Consider the following 16,177-nt stretch of genomic DNA (forward strand, 5'->3'; position numbering starts at 1 on the left):
TATTTAAAGACATATAGAGATGAGGATGGCAGAATGATTCAATTTCAAAATGAACATTTCACTGTTTTTGAAAGTCAGTTATATAAAACAACATCGGTTGTGGCGAAAACAAAAGATTGCATTATTGTTGTTGATCCTAACTTACTTCCAAAAGAAGTGGAAGAAATTCGACAAACCGTCGATAAGATTAGAGGAAATCTCCCAGTGTATGTGATATACACCCATTCAGATTGGGACCACCTAGTAGGAAGTGGGGCATTTTTAGATGCTACCGTTATTGCTAGTCATTTATTCTCGAAGGTGGACCAACATCATGTGATTGAGCAAATTAAACAATTTGACGATAAATATTACCTAGATCGTAATTATCCAATCACATTCCCTCAAGTTGATATTCCAGTTAGTCGAGAACGACATACTGCAAAAATTGGTAGTACAACTTTAACTTTTTACCAAGCACCAGGTCATACAATCGATGGTATATTCGCCGTAATTGAGCCATTGGGAATTTTTATTGCGGGAGATTATTTGTCAGATGTAGAGTTTCCATTTATCTATGATAGTAGTTACCATTATGATTTGACATTACAAAAAGTAGATACGATATTACGAAATCATCGTGTACAATATCTTGTACCTGGTCACGGTCATATTGCGAATAATGTTGAAGAAATTAGAAAAAGAAAAGAAGACTCAAAAAGGTATATAAAAGAAATTAGAAATAGTATTAAGGAAAATGGAAACAGTCACCATTTAATAAGTCATTATTCCTATTGGAGAGAGTTAAGTTTTTCTCATGAAGAAAATATTGCATTAATTAGAAGAGAATTAAATAACCAACAGAAAAAGTGATAGGGTTGCGTTACAGAAAAAGGACATTTCGTAATGTTTATAAGCGAAATGTCCTTTTATATTATGGAGTTGTTTCTGTGAAGGTAACATTTTGTAATTCCTCTGTATCGTTAGTAAATTCTAAATTAACAAATAATCCGAATTCACGTCCATCTTGAACTAATATAAGCTTAAATTTTTCCACTGACGTTTTTTCTCCAACCTCTCTCCCAATGTGCAAATAATCCGTAATTTGTGCTTTCGGGTATTTTTTCATTGTTTCCTGCATGGCCAATGAACCCCATTTTGCATAAGGTGGAGTTGGATTTTCTTGTACTAGTGGGGAACTTACAATATGCATAGGTGAAAATGCAGCAATTGAGAAAAATGCAACACCGACTGTTAGAAGTGCAATCATTATCTTCATATATATATTCCCCGTTTCTTTTCTTTTATTATGGACGGGAGAAAAATCGATATGAGTATAAAATATTGGCTAAATGTCTATAATTAATAAATTCGTGCGATACATCACATAATAAAAACATTAATTTTTAAAGATCAACGAAAATTTTGTAGGTAAGAATTGTATTTATTTCGTAAATTTGATACATTATATTAGAAATAATGAATGAATCAGTGATGTGACCAAGTAAATAAGAATTGTGAAACAGAAAATATAGCAATTGCTGAGAGCTATATCACCGCTTCTTATTGAAACCTACCACGGAGATGTAAGTTAAAACTTACCGAGTACGTTCTCGTTAGAAACGTTTAGAGGGTTAAAACGATCTTTGTTTTAACTGAACTAAGGTGGTACCACGTCTATTATGCGTATAAGACGTCCTTTTATAGGATGTTTTGTACGCTTTTTTCATTTTAATAAGGAGGAAACTTACATGTCACAACAAACAAACGATTTTTCAAAATGGTACATCGATACAATTCAAAAAGCTGATTTAATGGATTATACTCCAGTGCGCGGTTGTATCGCTTTTAAACCTGATGGATACGAATTATGGGAACATATCCAATCTGAAATGGACCGCCGTTTTAAAGAAACAGGTCATAGAAATGCTTACTTCCCAATGTTAATTCCAGAAAATTTCTTCCAAAAGGAAAAAGATCATATCGAAGGCTTCTCTCCAGAACTCCCATGGGTAACAGAAGCTGCAGGTGAAAAACTAGAAGAGCGTTTAGCTTTACGTCCAACTTCAGAAACAATGATTGGTCATTTATATTCTAACTGGATTAAATCATACCGCGATCTTCCAGTACTAATTAACCAATGGGCAAACGTATTCCGTTGGGAAAAGAAAACATTACCATTTATCCGTACTTCTGAATTTTTATGGCAAGAAGGTCATACAGCTCATGAAAACGAAGAAGAAGCACGCACTGAAACAATGCAAATGTTAAATATTTATAAAGAAGTAGTAGAAGGTTTACTTGCAATTCCTGTTTATGATGGACAAAAAACACCATCAGAACGATTTGCAGGTGCTGTTGATACGTATTCAATCGAAGCGATGATGAAAGACGGTAAAGCTGTTCAAGCAGGTACTTCTCACTATTTAGGTACTAAATTCGCAGAAGCATTCGATATTAAATATTTAAACCGTGAAAACAAACATGTTCATGTTCATACTACTTCATGGGGAACATCAACACGTTTAATCGGTTCAGTAATCATGGTTCATGGTGATGAGCAAGGTCTTGTTTTACCACCAAAAATTGCACCAACTCAAGTTGTATTAATTCCAGTTGGTCCTTGGAAAAAGAACCCGGCGATTATTGAGAAATTAGATGAAATTTTTGCAACATTGAAAGCAAAAGGCATTCGTGTTCGTCTTGATGATTCTGATCAATCACCAGGTTTCAAATTCAACGAATGGGAACTAAAAGGTGTTCCTGTACGTATTGAGCTTGGACCACGTGATTTAGAGAACAATCAAGCACTTCTAAAAGCTCGAGATGAGTCCGAAAAAGTTACTGTACAACTAGAAAACGTTGTAGAAGCAATTGAAAAAGAGCTTGAAGTAATGCAAACACGATTATTTGAAAAAGCAAAAGCATTCCGCGATGCAAATTCACATACTCATGTTGATTCTCTTGACCAATTAAAACAACATTTAGCGGATTCTGAACAAAATGGAACAATTCCTGGCTGGATTTTAGCTGGTTGGTGTGGTGACGATGCTTGTGAAGAACATGTAAAAGAAGAAACAAAATTCACAACTCGTAACATCCCGTTCAACCCACCTACAACAAAACATACTTGTATTAACTGCGGTAAGGACGCAAATCATACTGTTTGGTTTGGTCGAGCATATTAATATGAAAAAACGCTATCGTTTGATAGCGTTTTTTATTTTATATCTAATATTTCACTTTTTAGCATTTAACCTATAAAAAATCATCTAATTTTGTAGAATGCTGTAATTTATTGACAATTATATTGATTTTTGAATTTACTTATCTTACATTTTAGTTAATTCAAAATATTCTTATAAATGTTGTAAGAGCATATTTTGAATAATATAAATTTCTAAGAATTGTTAAATTAATTCTTGGGATTTTACAGGGGGATTGTTCGTGAAAAAAAGAATGTTATTTTCATCATTAGCTTTAGTTGCATTTTTAGTTGGATGCGGTGATTCTTCAGCACCAGCTCAGAATGAGACAAGTACTTCAACGAATGAAACAGAAACATCTAATGGAACAGAAACAACAAATGGAGCAGATAGCGTTAGTTTAAATCTTGTTACTATTGGAACTGGTGGAGCTTCTGGTCCTTATAACATACTTGGGACAACATTAGCTGATATTTATTCTACTGATTTTAGTATCAACTCAAGGACTCAAACAACTGGAGCGTCAGTAGAGAATATTAATTTAATGGAACAAGGAAAAATTGAAATGTCATTTGTAATGAGTGATGCGTTATCTCAAGCATTAGCAGGGGAAGTAAGTTTTAAAGAACCTGTTAAGAACATTTCACAGGTTGCAACTTTATATCCTAATGTCGTACAAATCATCGCAAAAGAAGGGTCAGGAATCAATACAATTGAAGACCTAAAAGGTAAACGTGTAGCAGTAGGAGATCAAAACTCCGGTGTTGAGGTAAACGCACGAACTTTACTTGCAGGTCATGGCATTACGTATGACGATCTACAAGTAGATTACTTAGGATATGCAGAAGCTGCAGATGGATTAAATGCAGGGACGATTGACGCTGCATTTTTAACTAGTGGTCTTCCCAATGCATCTGTATTAGAGCTTTCTGAAACAGTAGGAATTACGTTAGTATCCATTGATCCTGCAAATGTTGAAAAAATAGCAGCTGAACACCCATATTTCGTAAGTTATGAAGTGCCTGTTGGAACATATGGTAATGACGAACCAATTAAAACAGCAGCTGTTCCGAACGCGTTAGTTGTACGTAGTGATATGGATGAAAATGATGTTTATCTCCTAACGAAAAAATTCTTTGAAAGCCAAGATAAGTTAGTAAACTCTCATCAAGCTGCTAAAGAAATTCCAGCATTAGATGCGCAAAGTGGATTTATTGCACCTGTACATCCGGGAGCTCAAAAATACTTTGATGAGCAAAAATAAAAAAGGAAGATGGTTTTGGAGTATTAGCTCTATATTACTCCTAGCCATCTTTTTTATAAGATTATCGGTATTTTCATTTGTAATTGATGAACGTATTTATTATTTAGTAGACAAATCGTTTCAATTGAAGTGGATTCATTCTGTTGAAAAAGAAGAATGGATTGAAGTATATGAAAAAAGTGGAGACGAGTTACTTCTAACTGAAACTTATTTTAAAACATTTGGTGCAGGTGTACCTAGTGATTCTAAAAATACTGAATTAGTAAATGGATTTGTAAGAATGGATATTAATTTAAAATATCCGGAGATGAACTTAACTGTATCAGAGAATGTTCAAACAACGATTATAACAGATAATCGCCTAATTCCGCTTTACTCTTATACAAGTGACTATGAGCTTGTACATATAAAAAGTGAATCGATTTATCTATGGCAACTTATTTTGGGAGGGAAGTTATGAACGTTATAAACGAATCAAAGACAAATAATGTTTTAGTAGATGAGATTTCAGAAGAAAACGTTCAGCGGGTATTAGAGAAGTATGACACGGATTCAAATGTTCGAAAAGTTAAAAATAAGACTATAATTATATTTATTGCATTATTAGGGATTCTTTTTTCTTTATTCCATGTTTATAACACATTTAATCCAATACCCACCTTACTACTAAGGTCGATCCATTTGCTTTTTGCATTAGCCATTGTATTTTTATTATATCCAACCTATAAAAAACAAGACCGAACGAAAATTCCTTTTTATGATTGGATTTTGTTTGGACTTTGTATTCTATCATGTGGCTATATATTTATAGAATATCAAGCGATTATGACAGAAAGAGGCGGAATCCCTAATACAGTAGATATCATTGTCGCTATAATGACAGTTATTCTTGTATTTGAAAGTGCAAGACGTGTAACAGGCTGGATTTTACCAATTCTAGCTTTAATATTTTTAGCTTATCCATTCTTTAGTCACGCTTCATGGCTTCCAAATATGCTAATGACCCGTCAATTTGACTTAGGTGATATTTTCGGACAGTTATATTTAAAGACGGAAGGGTTATTCTCAACAGCAATTGGGGCTTCTGTTCAATACATTTTTCTATTTATACTGTTTGGGGCCTTTTTAGCTAAGTCTGGTATGGGACAATTCTTCAACGATTTAGCATTAGCCCTTGCAGGTCATCAACAAGGTGGACCTGCAAAAGTTGCAGTAATATCAAGTGCATTTATGGGAAGTATTAACGGCTCTGCTGTTGCCAATGTTGTTGGAACTGGTGCTTTTACTATTCCTCTGATGAAAAAAATCGGGTATGAAAAGAACTTCGCTGGAGCTGTTGAAGCAAGTTCGTCAATAGGTGGGCAAATTCTACCTCCAGTAATGGGCGCAAGTGCTTTTATAATGGCTGAAACAACTGGGATATCATATGGAACTATTGCACTTGCAGCAGCTATCCCAGCGCTTATATTTTTCTTAGGTGTGTTAATGCAAGTTCATTTCCGCGCAGGTCGTTCAAATTTAAGAGGTATTCCAAAGCCAGATCTACCGAGAGTCAAAGAAGTATTTAAAGAGGGTGGACACCTACTAATTCCTTTAGCCGGTTTAATATTCTTCCTTGGATCAGGAACTCCTGTAGCATTTGCAGCATTATACACTATTTTATTGACAATCATTGTAGCTGCCTTTAAAAAGAATACTAGAATGAGTTTAAAAGATATTCTCAGTGCTTTAGAAAATGGTACGAGACAATCGTTATCTACTATAGTTGCCTGTGGAGTAGTTGGTATCATTATTGGGGTAGTAAATTTAACAAGTTTCGGTTCAACTTTAACTAGCGCAATTACGCACTTAGGTGCAGGTTCCTTGTTCTTAACACTGTACTTAACTATGTTTGCATCCATTATATTAGGTATGGGGTTACCATCTATTCCAGCTTATATTATTACAGCTACAATGGTTGCACCAACTCTTGCAGAATATGGAGTACCAATACTAATAGCTCACATGTTCGTCTTCTATTTTGGTATTTTCGCAAATATTACACCTCCTGTAGCACTTGCATCATTCGCTGGGGCAGGACTTGCGGGTGGAGATCCTATGAAAACAGGTTTCATGTCAGTCCGTTTATCCCTTGCAGGGTTTATCGTTCCTTATATTTTTGTTTATCAACCCGCTATGCTATTAATCGACCCAACTGGTTTGCCAATGAATGCAGTTGATTTCCCTATGGCATCAATTCTAGATATAGTAATCGTAGCAATAACATCAATCGTTGGTGTGATTGGATTAGGTGCTGCTATAGAAGGTTATTTTGCAACCCACATAAATGTAATACTTCGAATTGCACTTGCGATAGGGGCGTTATTGATGCTCGTACCTGAACCGCTTACGGATATAATTGGAACAATAATTGTTCTAACAATATTCGCAATAAATTTCATCGCAAATAAAAAATCAAAAAATAAAATTGCATATTAATAATTGTAACTGCTAACATTAATTCAATCTTAATGTTAGCAGTTTTTTGTTTTATAGAATTTACTATATTGGGAAAATTAAAATGTGAAATAACATTTTATTTATGCTACACTATGTAGGCACTATATTGTATCGGAGGATAATCATGAAAAAATTTTTAAGTTTGTTCACATTAGGATTAACAGCATTTATGTTAACTGCATGTAGTGGACAAGAGGCGAAGCCAGCTGACGTTGTTACATCATTTTTAGAGGCGATTCAAGCTGGAGATTTAGAAAAAGCAGGTACTTATGTTTCTTCAGAGAATGGTTCTGATGAGTTTGACTTCACAGGTTTAAATGAGGGTGCTGAAGATCCTGCAACTGCTGCTTTAGTGAACGGTATCAGTAATAACTATCAATTTAAAAATGTAAAAGAAAATACAATTGACGAAAATAACGCAGAGGTTACTGTAGAAATTACGTCCCTTGACTTTGCTGCAGCAATGGGTACAGCAATGGAAGAAATCTTTGGTGTTGCATTTGAATTAGCAATGGAAGACCAAACTGAAGAAGAATACAATAAAGCAATGGAAGATAAATCAAACGAAATTTTATCGAACACTATGACATCTAAAGATGCTGAAATGGTTACTCGTGATGTTACTTTAAAGTTAACAAAAGACGATGAAGGTAAATATAAAATCGTTTCGGACGAACAACTAATGGAAGCAGTATTAGGTAATGCTGCAGAAGTTGAGTCAATGTTCGAAGGGATGTAATAAAAAACTGTTGTTGCAATTTATACAACAACAGTTTTTTTGTAATTAACGAACTGTAACTGCTGTCCCTGTTGCGATACACATCATCATGCCATCACGAAGGGTTTCAAAGTCTAGATCCACACCAATAACTGCATTCGCACCGAGTCTTCGTGCCTCTTCTTGCATTTCTTGTAATGCTAAACTACGACCTTCAGCTAACTTATTTTCATATGCCGAGCTTCGACCACCAATTAAATCTGTAACTGATGCAAAAATATCACGAACAAAATTTGCTCCCATAATAGCTTCACCAGTTACAATCCCATGATAATTTTCAATAGTCTTTCCTTCAATATTTCCTGTAGTTGTCGTTAACATTTACACATTCCTCCTAATTTAAATACCTATTATACGATTATCTTTCAGAAAAGTTTTCAAAAATACATAACTCTTTCCATTTTTATTTATAAGTTTTGTAATAATTGAGAGAAAACATATATACAAACATTTAATAGTATGTTTAAAATAATGAAACTTCATAACAAAGGGGATTATAATGGATTTAACACCTTTAATAGTTAGTTTTATATTTTATGGTGTTCCAATAGCATTCATTTTATGGTTTATGATTAGCGTTATATCTGCTTTAAGAGAAAAAAACAAACTTTTAAGGGAAATTATTAAAAAGCTAGAGAAATAATCGAACATTTAAGGGGACTAAAATCATGTGTCTTATTAATTTTCATTTTCACAATCATCCAAAGTATAAACTGATTGTCGTAGCAAATCGAGACGAAGAATATAATCGTCCAACAAAAGAAGCACATTTTTGGGAAGATGAGCCAACAATATTAGCTGGTCGGGATCTACTACAAATGGGGACATGGTTGGGGGTTTCTAAATCTGGAAGGTTTGCTGCATTAACAAATTACCGTGATCCAAGCTTACCAAATGCTCCGAAATCCCGGGGGGAAATCGTAAAAGATTTTTTAACTTCCAATATAGAGCCAGAAGAATTTATCACAATGTTAAAAGAAAATCGACAACAATATGGTGGTTACAACGTATTATTTGGTAGTGGTGATGAACTCTATCACTATAACAATATTTACGATGAAACAAATAAAATTAACCCAGGTACATATAGCTTAAGTAATTGTACATTAAATACTCCTTGGCCAAAAGTAGAAAAAGGGAGAAGCGCATTAGAAAAGATTATTTCCCAAACTGTAAGAGATATAGAAATTGAACAATTATTTAATATAGTTACTGATCGAACAAAAGCTCCTATGGAAGCTTTGCCTAATACAGGTGTTGGTCTTGAGTTAGAACAATTATTATCGCCTATGTTTATTCAAATGCCTCAATATGGTACACGTTGTTCAACTGTTGTTTTAATAGATCAAAATGATCAGATAACATTTGTTGAACGAACTTTTCATGAAGGAGAATTTTTATTCGATCAAACCTACGAATTCACTGCAACTAAATAAACACCTAATTTTTCACCAAAACTAAACGAATGTCACGCTTCCATTTGATTGTTTCGCATTAACTACATTAGTGATGGATTTTAGGATAAGTCAAAACGAATATACAAAGGATCCATTACTTCATAACCTATTCTTATAAGGAGGTAGCATTATGGGATACAATCAAGTTGGTGGAGCTTATGATAACTACGGTGGAGGTTCTAAAGGTTCAGGCTTTGCACTATTAGTAGTACTATTTATTCTACTAATTATCATTGGTGCACATTTCCACAACAAATACTAATTTGTAGTTAGCTAATCATTTAAAATGAGAAGGATTCTAAAGTGTTCTTTAGAGTCCTTTTTTAATTTATTATCTATTTATATTTGAATATACTGTATAGGAAAAGGCACTGCAATTTTGTTTCTAGTGAAACTTTTCTATTTGTAATTCGTATGGTTTAATAAGAAACTTTTAGTGTACAATGTACATAGAAAAGATATCCAATTTTAGGAATGTATTTATAATTTGTCGAACGGAGGATTGTCTATGTCTGACTCGAAAAACCCATTATTTGAAGATTTAGAAGCGAAAAAGAACGAACCTGTCCTAACGCGAGTTATGGAAGTTGAACCAGAAGTTGAAACAATTTCTCAAACCCAAGCACAAGTACCAGTCCAAGCGCAACCACAACCATTAGTATCACAAGAAGAAATGTCCCAAATTCGAAAACGCCAATTAGCTTTAAAAGAAGAGCCTCAAGTTCAAGCTTTAGCTGAGAAAATTGATACGAAAAACCAAATTGCGATTTTAGAATTTGGTAAAGAAACAGCAACAGAAATCTCAAAATTTTCGGATCGTATGCTTTCAACAATTCGCTCAAGTAAATTGGAGAAGTCTAGTGCACTTATTAATAATTTAAATAAAATTATGGACCGATTTGATCCACAAGATTTTAAAGAAGAGAAAAAAAAGAATTTTATCTCAAAATTATTTAATAAGAGTAAAGAACAATTGCAACGGATTTTATCGAAATACGAAACAATGAATAAAGAAATTGATGCTGTTTACAATGAAATTACTAAATACGAAGTAGAAATGAAACAAAATACGATTGAATTAGAACAAATGTATGATCAAAACCTTCGTTATTTCCAAAGTTTAAGTGAACATATAGCAGCAATTGAAGTGAAAGTAGAGAAATTAACACCTCAACTTGCTAATTTGGAAGCACGTGCAAATGAAGGCGATCAAGAAGCTATAATGGAACTTGAGTCACTACGTCGTGGGATTGAATTATTAGAGCAACGTAGATATGATTTAGAAATGGCACAACAAGTTTCGTTCCAATCTGCACCACAAATACGCTTAATGCAGCAGGGGAATAATCATTTAATCGGTAAAATTAATTCAGCCTTTGTTACAACGATACCAATATTTAAACAAGGAATTATCCATGCTGTAACATTAAAACGTCAAAAATTAGTATCAGATTCAATGTCTGAATTAGATAAAAGAACAAATGAAATGTTATTAAAAAATGCAGAGAATATTCGTTCTAATAGTGTTAATATTGCTCGTATTGCTGGACAACCAAGTATTAAAATTGAAACGATTGAGACAACTTGGCAAACGATTATGGCTGGTATTGAAGAAACGAAACAAATTCAAGCAGAGACAGTACGTAATCGTGAAGAAGGAAGAAAACGTATTGAAAAGCTACAATTAGAATACGAAAAATTAAAAAATATGTAACTTCTTGAGTAATCCAAATGCACTCTGTTTGGGTTACTCTTTTTGCTTGACTAGGATCACCGAATTAAGAAAAAAAGTGACCACAAAAGTCGCTATTTCTAGCGACCTTTGTAAGTCACATTGATGCCCTTTAATATTTAATTAATAACCAAAGAATCCTCTTCTACGCATAGGGAAACAATTCGGATTTGGATTTTCTGGTGTACCACAGTTACGTGTCGTTTCTGAGAATACGTCTTCAGTTGATTCTGTAACAGGGAAGTAGTGTTGATTATGCGTAATATGACGGTTTACATTTCTAATATGTGTTGGGTGAATATGCGGCACAACTGTATTAAAAATATTTGTGCGAACAACCTCATTAGTCGGTGATACTTGTGCTGGTGCATACTGAGTAGGCATTACATTTGGTGGACAGCAAGTGACGTGACGAGTACCATTACAACCACAATTTCTATTATACATACATGTTGACCTCCTTCTTCATAGTTTGGGTTTACAGTACTAACATATTCAACACACAGATGCCTAACTAGATAGATACCTATTTTGTAAGAAAAATTATAACGATTTTTACAACAAAAATAATAGTTAGTTGTTTACCCAAATTTTAGATAGTAGAGTTGGTTATATACCTATATACCAAGCGTTTAAAATTGAAAATATTGGATATATACGTAGTGCTATAGTTGGTTATCATTGTTTAATTGTTAATCCACAATACTCCCTTACAGTTTTGTATCATATTTCGTTAAAATCGATACAATACAAATGAGGAGGATTCATGATGGATTGGATAATTTATGTCATATTTTTCGTTCTCTTTATTGGTGTAACTTTTTTTGGATTAGGCCCAGTCCTATTTGCAGATGGAACGTTTAATGAACGTATGATTACATTATTAATCGTATTTCTTATATATGTAGTTCTAGTGATTTTACTAATCTTTATGATTAAAAAAATGAATCGCCGCCACTAATAAAAAAGTGACTAACACGGGTGTAAACACTCTTGTAGTCACTTTTCCTTTTAAAATTACTTATGTACTTAGGTTAAACAGGAGTTCAATTAGGTATTTAACTAAAAATAAAAAAAGTATTTTTGCGAATAGATTATAACCGCCCTAAAAACATACTAATTCCAACGTACTATAGAAATAGACTTGTAATTTTTAAGAAGAATATTATTTCCATAAGTAAAGTCAATGTGGATTGGGGGTGTATCGTTTTTGAATTTAATTACAATTAGTCCTGGTCATTATTTACCTGGAACAGGTTTCCATGATCTAATCGACGAAGTAACCGAAGCAAGAAAAGTTGTCAATCGTGTCGTTCAACTTTTACGGGTTGCTAGTGTCGGTGTAATTCAAGTCGTTGATAATACTTCAACTTCATCTGCACAAAACCTGGATTATATTATTACCCATCATAACAAAACTTCCCGAAAACTTGATGTGAGTATTCATTTTAATGCGACAAGTGGAAGGCATGATACAGGTATTGGTACAGAAGTTTTATATCAAAATGATAAAATGAGATCATTTGCAAATAAAGTAAGTCAATCTATTTCAAATGCAAGTACTTTGAGGAACCGTGGTGGTAAGAAAAGGATTAATCTACCTTTTTTATATAATACTGATCAACCTGCAATAATAATAGAGGTTTGTTTCGTCAATTCAACGGTAGATGTAGCTATTTATAAAGAAAAGTTTGAAGAAATCTGTATTGCTATTGCCAATGAATTAATTCAATTTGTAAAACCGGGTCATCCTATGATTAAAATGATTCCTCAAACAATGTCACTAGAAGTACCAAATGTAGAGGATGATTCAAACTCCCTTGAACTTAAAAGCATTTTGGACAAAACAATTTCAACTGAAAATTTTACTGAATCTAATTTAATCGATCAATTGGAAGAGGTATTAACGAACCATGAAGTGATTAAAAGAATGATTGAAAAAGGGATTTCAGAAAATACGATTGATGATGTTTGGTTAGAAAAGTTTGAGAATGGTCTTCTTACTACTAGCGATTTATTCGGTTTAACTACGTTAATGGTAGCAGCTACATTGAAATAACGAACTTAAAAACTGTTTCGTGATTAAATACTCACGAAACAGTTTTTCTTTTACAATAATTTACAAGAAAATCGTTGACATAAATATCGGCAGCTGATACATTTATATCGGCGAGTGATATATCGACTCCTGATATATAACGGAGGTGAGGCAACATGTCTGAGCGTCCACCGCTTACTGAAGGTGTCTACTATATTTTACTCTCTTTGTATGAACCTCGGCATGGATATGGAATTATACAACTAACCGAAGAAATGACAAAAGGTCGTGTAAAATTAGGTGCTGGCACTATTTATGGGGCTATAAAAACTTTACTGGATAGAGGTTTAATTCAACCAGTAGATGACGACGGTCGTAAAAAGGAGTACGTTATTACATCAGAAGGTAAACAAATGGTTGAGCATGAAATTTCAAGACTTATGGAACTTTTTGAAAATGGTATCCGTATAACAAGAGGTGACAAAATTGACTGAGAAACTAACAAAGATTCGTTTTTTCATCGATTATGAAAAAGAAGAGCAATGGGTCAATGATATGAGTCAACAAGGATGGCATTTAGTAAAATTAGGGTTTGGTTATTTTATATTTGAAAAGGGTTTACCTGGTGAATATATTTATCGAAATGAAATGTTAGCAGGATTTAGGAAGAAAGATAATAGTAAAGAATATATCGAATTTTTAAAAGATACAGGTGTGGAATTGGTTACAAAATATATGACTTGGGTATATTTCCGTAAGAAAACAGAAGAAGGACCATTTGAATTATATACTGATTTTACATCTAAAATCCAATACATAAATCGTATTCTTTATTTATTCCTTCTATTATTCCTAGTTAATTTTTATTTTGGAATAACAAATGTATTCAATGTTTTTAATCACAATTCAAATGTTACTTACACGATTGGGATTTTTAATTTGTTAGTATCATTAATTTTTGTATATCCATTGTTCCTTCTATTTAAAAGACGCAACGATTTGAAATCTAAACTTACCATCTTTCATGATTAGAAAGGAGTTTGTCCATGACTTTAAAACTAGAACATGTAGTTAAAAAGTACAAAGATTTTACAGCAGTAAATGTCTTAAACTTTTCCATTGGGAAAGGAGAAATATTTGGTTTAATCGGTCAAAATGGTGCAGGGAAAACAACAACTTTCCGTATGATTTTAGATCTTCAAGAGCCTACATCAGGTACTATCACTTGGGAAGGTAAACAAATTAATAGTGTGAATCGAGATATATTAGGCTATTTACCTGAAGAAAGAGGAATCTTTCCTCAAATGAAAGTAGAGGAACAACTTTACTTCTTTGGTGAATTACGTGGTATGAAGCGTGGTGAAATAAAAAAAGAAATCGACTTTTGGATTACTCGCTTTGACTTAGAAGATAAACGTAACAGTAAAGCTGAAACATTATCAAAAGGGAACCAACAAAAAGTACAATTAATTGCTAGCTTTATTCATAAACCGAAGTTTTTAATATTAGATGAACCCTTTAGTGGTCTTGACCCAGTGAATCGTGATTTACTAAAAGATGCTATTCTTTTATTAAAAGATCAGGGGACTACAATTCTATTCTCAAGTCATCAGATGGATAATGTAGAAGAGCTTTGTGATCATTTATGTTTACTTAAGCGTGGTGTTTCTTTGTTCTCTGGAAGTTTACTAGATTTAAAGAAACAGTATGGGAAAACAAAGTTAACTATTCGAACAGATATTCCAGTTGAACAGTTAGAAAGAATGAACGGTGTAAAGAGCGTTGGGAAAGATAGAGAAGATATTGTACTTACATTGCTTGATGAATCTTACGCTAAACCAATATTTGAAGTGGTTTCAAATGGTAACTATATTGAAAAATTTAGTTTAGATTATCTATCTTTAGATGAAATTTTCAAAGACAAGGTAGGTGGAGACAATGAGTAAATTTTGGATTTTAACTAAACAAGTATATAAAGAAAAGTTACTCTCGAAATCGTTTATCTCCTTGTCGTTACTATATGTTGCTATTATTGCTGTTGTAGTTTATTGGGATAATATTGCTAACCTTATTTTTAAAGAAGAACCCATTAATATTTCGTTAGTAAACGAAACAGATGTAGATATTACAAGCATATTTACATCAAATGAAGATATAAAGTTTAGCTATTCGGATGATTCAACGGATGAATTATATGAACAATTAGAGTCAGAAGAAATTGATGCAGTTGTTACAATTTCTGAATTAAATGATCAATTAAAGGCAGATATTGCAACCTATACTCCATTGCAATTAAATGCACAATCCACAATAAATTCATACGTTGATTATGCTTCTAAAATTTATGGCATACAGTCTTTAAATTTAACAGCTGATGATGCTGAGAAAATACTAAACAGTCAACCAATAATTACACTAACAAATTTAAATGAAAAAATGAGCGGAAAAAGTGAAGGAGAAAAAACATCTGGTTTATTTCTTTCGTACTTTATCGGTATTGTAATTTACTTCCTTGTTACAACTTTCTTATCAATGATTACTACTAACGTTGCTTCTGAAAAAGGATCACGTGCACTGGAAATGTTATTAGTTAATGTTAAACCAGGTACCCACTTCCAAGCGAAAATAACAGGCGTATTACTTTTAGCTGTTACACAATTCGCAATAATATTTGCAGCAATTATTCTTTTCCTTTATATGAAAGATACAAGTTCAACTGATTCTTCTAATTTAGGATTTGTTGAATCGATGATTGGTGATATTTCTGTTTCTTATTTGCTATATGTCATTGCCTTTGTTGGATTTACAGTTATTCTGTTCTTAATTATTGGAGCACTTTTTGGATCACTTGTTTCAAAGGTAGAAGAAGCATCACAAGCATTAACTCCTGCTATGATGCTACTATTAGTAGGTTTTTATGTAATGTTATCTGGTGTTGCAAACCCAGATACACTATTAATTAAAGTGTTCTCATACATTCCATTAACTTCTGGTATGGTTATGCCTATGCGAATTGGAGCAACTGATATTTCTCCAATTGAACCTATCCTATCTTTAGGGGTTCTTATTGCAACTGTTGTTTTAGGTTATCTATTTAGTTTATCGTTCTACAAACGAAGTGTACTAACATATAGTTCAGGTGGTATTATTCAAAAAATTAAAACGGTATTTAAATTTACAACAAAATAAATGGTTGGAAGAGTGGATCTATGAACACAGTTTCA

19 protein-coding genes and 1 other annotated feature are annotated in these 16,177 nt (G+C 33.0%); of the genes, 16 read left to right on the top strand and 3 right to left on the bottom strand.

Translation table 11 applies throughout. The annotated features are described in order from the left end of the window. Positions 1–33: 33 nt before the first annotated feature. Positions 34–852, top strand: coding sequence for an MBL fold metallo-hydrolase (locus CRO45_RS05790; RefSeq protein ID WP_097148712.1), 819 nt, complete (start codon positions 34–36; stop codon positions 850–852). A 61-nt stretch (positions 853–913) separates the two neighbouring features. On the opposite strand, the gene CRO45_RS05795 is transcribed toward CRO45_RS05790, so the two are convergent. Further along, on the bottom strand, positions 914–1,258 hold the full coding sequence (locus CRO45_RS05795) for a DUF3889 domain-containing protein (RefSeq protein ID WP_235864527.1): 345 nt from the start codon (positions 1,256–1,258) through the stop codon (positions 914–916). 203 nt (positions 1,259–1,461) lie between these two features. Next, positions 1,462–1,683: a binding site (T-box leader), on the top strand. Positions 1,684–1,730: 47 nt separating this feature from the next. Here CRO45_RS05795 and proS point away from each other — a divergent pair. The 5 genes from proS to CRO45_RS05820 all read left to right on the top strand — a co-directional run bounded on the left by proS (position 1,731) and on the right by CRO45_RS05820 (position 7,687). Then, positions 1,731–3,167, top strand: coding sequence for a proline--tRNA ligase (proS, locus tag CRO45_RS05800; RefSeq protein ID WP_097148713.1), 1,437 nt, complete (start codon positions 1,731–1,733; stop codon positions 3,165–3,167). Positions 3,168–3,438: 271 nt separating this feature from the next. After that, positions 3,439–4,449: a TAXI family TRAP transporter solute-binding subunit gene (locus tag CRO45_RS05805; protein ID WP_097148991.1), complete on the top strand. Its 1,011-nt coding sequence runs from the start codon at positions 3,439–3,441 to the stop codon at positions 4,447–4,449. Then, positions 4,436–4,909 (top strand): DUF1850 domain-containing protein, encoded by a 474-nt coding sequence (locus tag CRO45_RS05810; protein WP_097148992.1) that lies wholly within the window; start codon positions 4,436–4,438, stop codon positions 4,907–4,909. The genes CRO45_RS05805 and CRO45_RS05810 overlap by 14 nt, the downstream gene beginning before the upstream one ends. Next, the gene (locus tag CRO45_RS05815) at positions 4,906–6,927 is read left to right on the top strand and encodes a TRAP transporter permease (RefSeq protein ID WP_097148714.1); all 2,022 of its coding nucleotides are present in this window, start codon (positions 4,906–4,908) and stop codon (positions 6,925–6,927) included. Before CRO45_RS05810 ends, CRO45_RS05815 begins: the two co-directional genes overlap by 4 nt. Positions 6,928–7,072: 145 nt before the next feature. Continuing rightward, positions 7,073–7,687, top strand: coding sequence for a DUF4878 domain-containing protein (locus CRO45_RS05820; RefSeq protein ID WP_097148715.1), 615 nt, complete (start codon positions 7,073–7,075; stop codon positions 7,685–7,687). Between the two features lie 45 nt (positions 7,688–7,732). On the opposite strand, the gene CRO45_RS05825 is transcribed toward CRO45_RS05820, so the two are convergent. Next, positions 7,733–8,047, bottom strand: a complete 315-nt coding sequence (locus CRO45_RS05825; RefSeq protein ID WP_097148716.1) for a YbjQ family protein — start codon at positions 8,045–8,047, stop codon at positions 7,733–7,735. Between the two features lie 178 nt (positions 8,048–8,225). Here CRO45_RS05825 and CRO45_RS20010 point away from each other — a divergent pair, with 178 nt between their 5' ends. From CRO45_RS20010 to CRO45_RS05840, 4 genes are all read left to right on the top strand, one after another. Continuing rightward, complete coding sequence (locus CRO45_RS20010; RefSeq protein ID WP_170949418.1) at positions 8,226–8,369, top strand: hypothetical protein; 144 nt, start codon at positions 8,226–8,228, stop codon at positions 8,367–8,369. A 25-nt stretch (positions 8,370–8,394) separates the two neighbouring features. Next, complete coding sequence (locus tag CRO45_RS05830; RefSeq protein ID WP_097148717.1) at positions 8,395–9,162, top strand: NRDE family protein; 768 nt, start codon at positions 8,395–8,397, stop codon at positions 9,160–9,162. Positions 9,163–9,313: 151 nt separating this feature from the next. Next, entirely contained in the window at positions 9,314–9,445 is a 132-nt protein-coding gene (locus CRO45_RS05835) for a YjcZ family sporulation protein (protein ID WP_097148718.1), read from the top strand. 411 nt (positions 9,446–9,856) lie between these two features. Then, positions 9,857–10,897 (top strand): toxic anion resistance protein, encoded by a 1,041-nt coding sequence (locus tag CRO45_RS05840; protein ID WP_235864542.1) that lies wholly within the window; start codon positions 9,857–9,859, stop codon positions 10,895–10,897. 141 nt (positions 10,898–11,038) lie between these two features. On the opposite strand, the gene CRO45_RS05845 is transcribed toward CRO45_RS05840, so the two are convergent. Then, positions 11,039–11,362, bottom strand: coding sequence for a CotD family spore coat protein (locus CRO45_RS05845; protein WP_235864529.1), 324 nt, complete (start codon positions 11,360–11,362; stop codon positions 11,039–11,041). A 322-nt stretch (positions 11,363–11,684) separates the two neighbouring features. Here CRO45_RS05845 and CRO45_RS05850 point away from each other — a divergent pair, with 322 nt between their 5' ends. The 6 genes from CRO45_RS05850 (at position 11,685) to CRO45_RS05875 (ending at position 16,142) form a co-directional block, all read left to right on the top strand. Then, complete coding sequence (locus CRO45_RS05850; RefSeq protein ID WP_097148720.1) at positions 11,685–11,876, top strand: DUF6954 family protein; 192 nt, start codon at positions 11,685–11,687, stop codon at positions 11,874–11,876. Between the two features lie 249 nt (positions 11,877–12,125). After that, positions 12,126–12,974, top strand: coding sequence for an N-acetylmuramoyl-L-alanine amidase (locus CRO45_RS05855; RefSeq protein WP_170949419.1), 849 nt, complete (start codon positions 12,126–12,128; stop codon positions 12,972–12,974). Between the two features lie 155 nt (positions 12,975–13,129). Further along, positions 13,130–13,447 (top strand): PadR family transcriptional regulator, encoded by a 318-nt coding sequence (locus CRO45_RS05860; protein ID WP_097148722.1) that lies wholly within the window; start codon positions 13,130–13,132, stop codon positions 13,445–13,447. Next, a complete protein-coding gene (locus CRO45_RS05865) occupies positions 13,440–13,985 on the top strand; it encodes a DUF2812 domain-containing protein (protein ID WP_097148723.1) in 546 nt (181 codons plus the stop codon). The genes CRO45_RS05860 and CRO45_RS05865 overlap by 8 nt, the downstream gene beginning before the upstream one ends. A 14-nt stretch (positions 13,986–13,999) precedes the next feature. Further along, positions 14,000–14,899 (top strand): ABC transporter ATP-binding protein, encoded by a 900-nt coding sequence (locus CRO45_RS05870; protein ID WP_097148724.1) that lies wholly within the window; start codon positions 14,000–14,002, stop codon positions 14,897–14,899. After that, positions 14,892–16,142, top strand: a complete 1,251-nt coding sequence (locus tag CRO45_RS05875; RefSeq protein ID WP_097148725.1) for an ABC transporter permease — start codon at positions 14,892–14,894, stop codon at positions 16,140–16,142. Before CRO45_RS05870 ends, CRO45_RS05875 begins: the two co-directional genes overlap by 8 nt. Positions 16,143–16,177 lie beyond the last annotated feature (35 nt).

It is taken from the genome of Ureibacillus acetophenoni, assembly GCF_900220965.1.
In the GTDB taxonomy this organism is placed as follows: domain Bacteria; phylum Bacillota; class Bacilli; order Bacillales_A; family Planococcaceae; genus Ureibacillus; species Ureibacillus acetophenoni.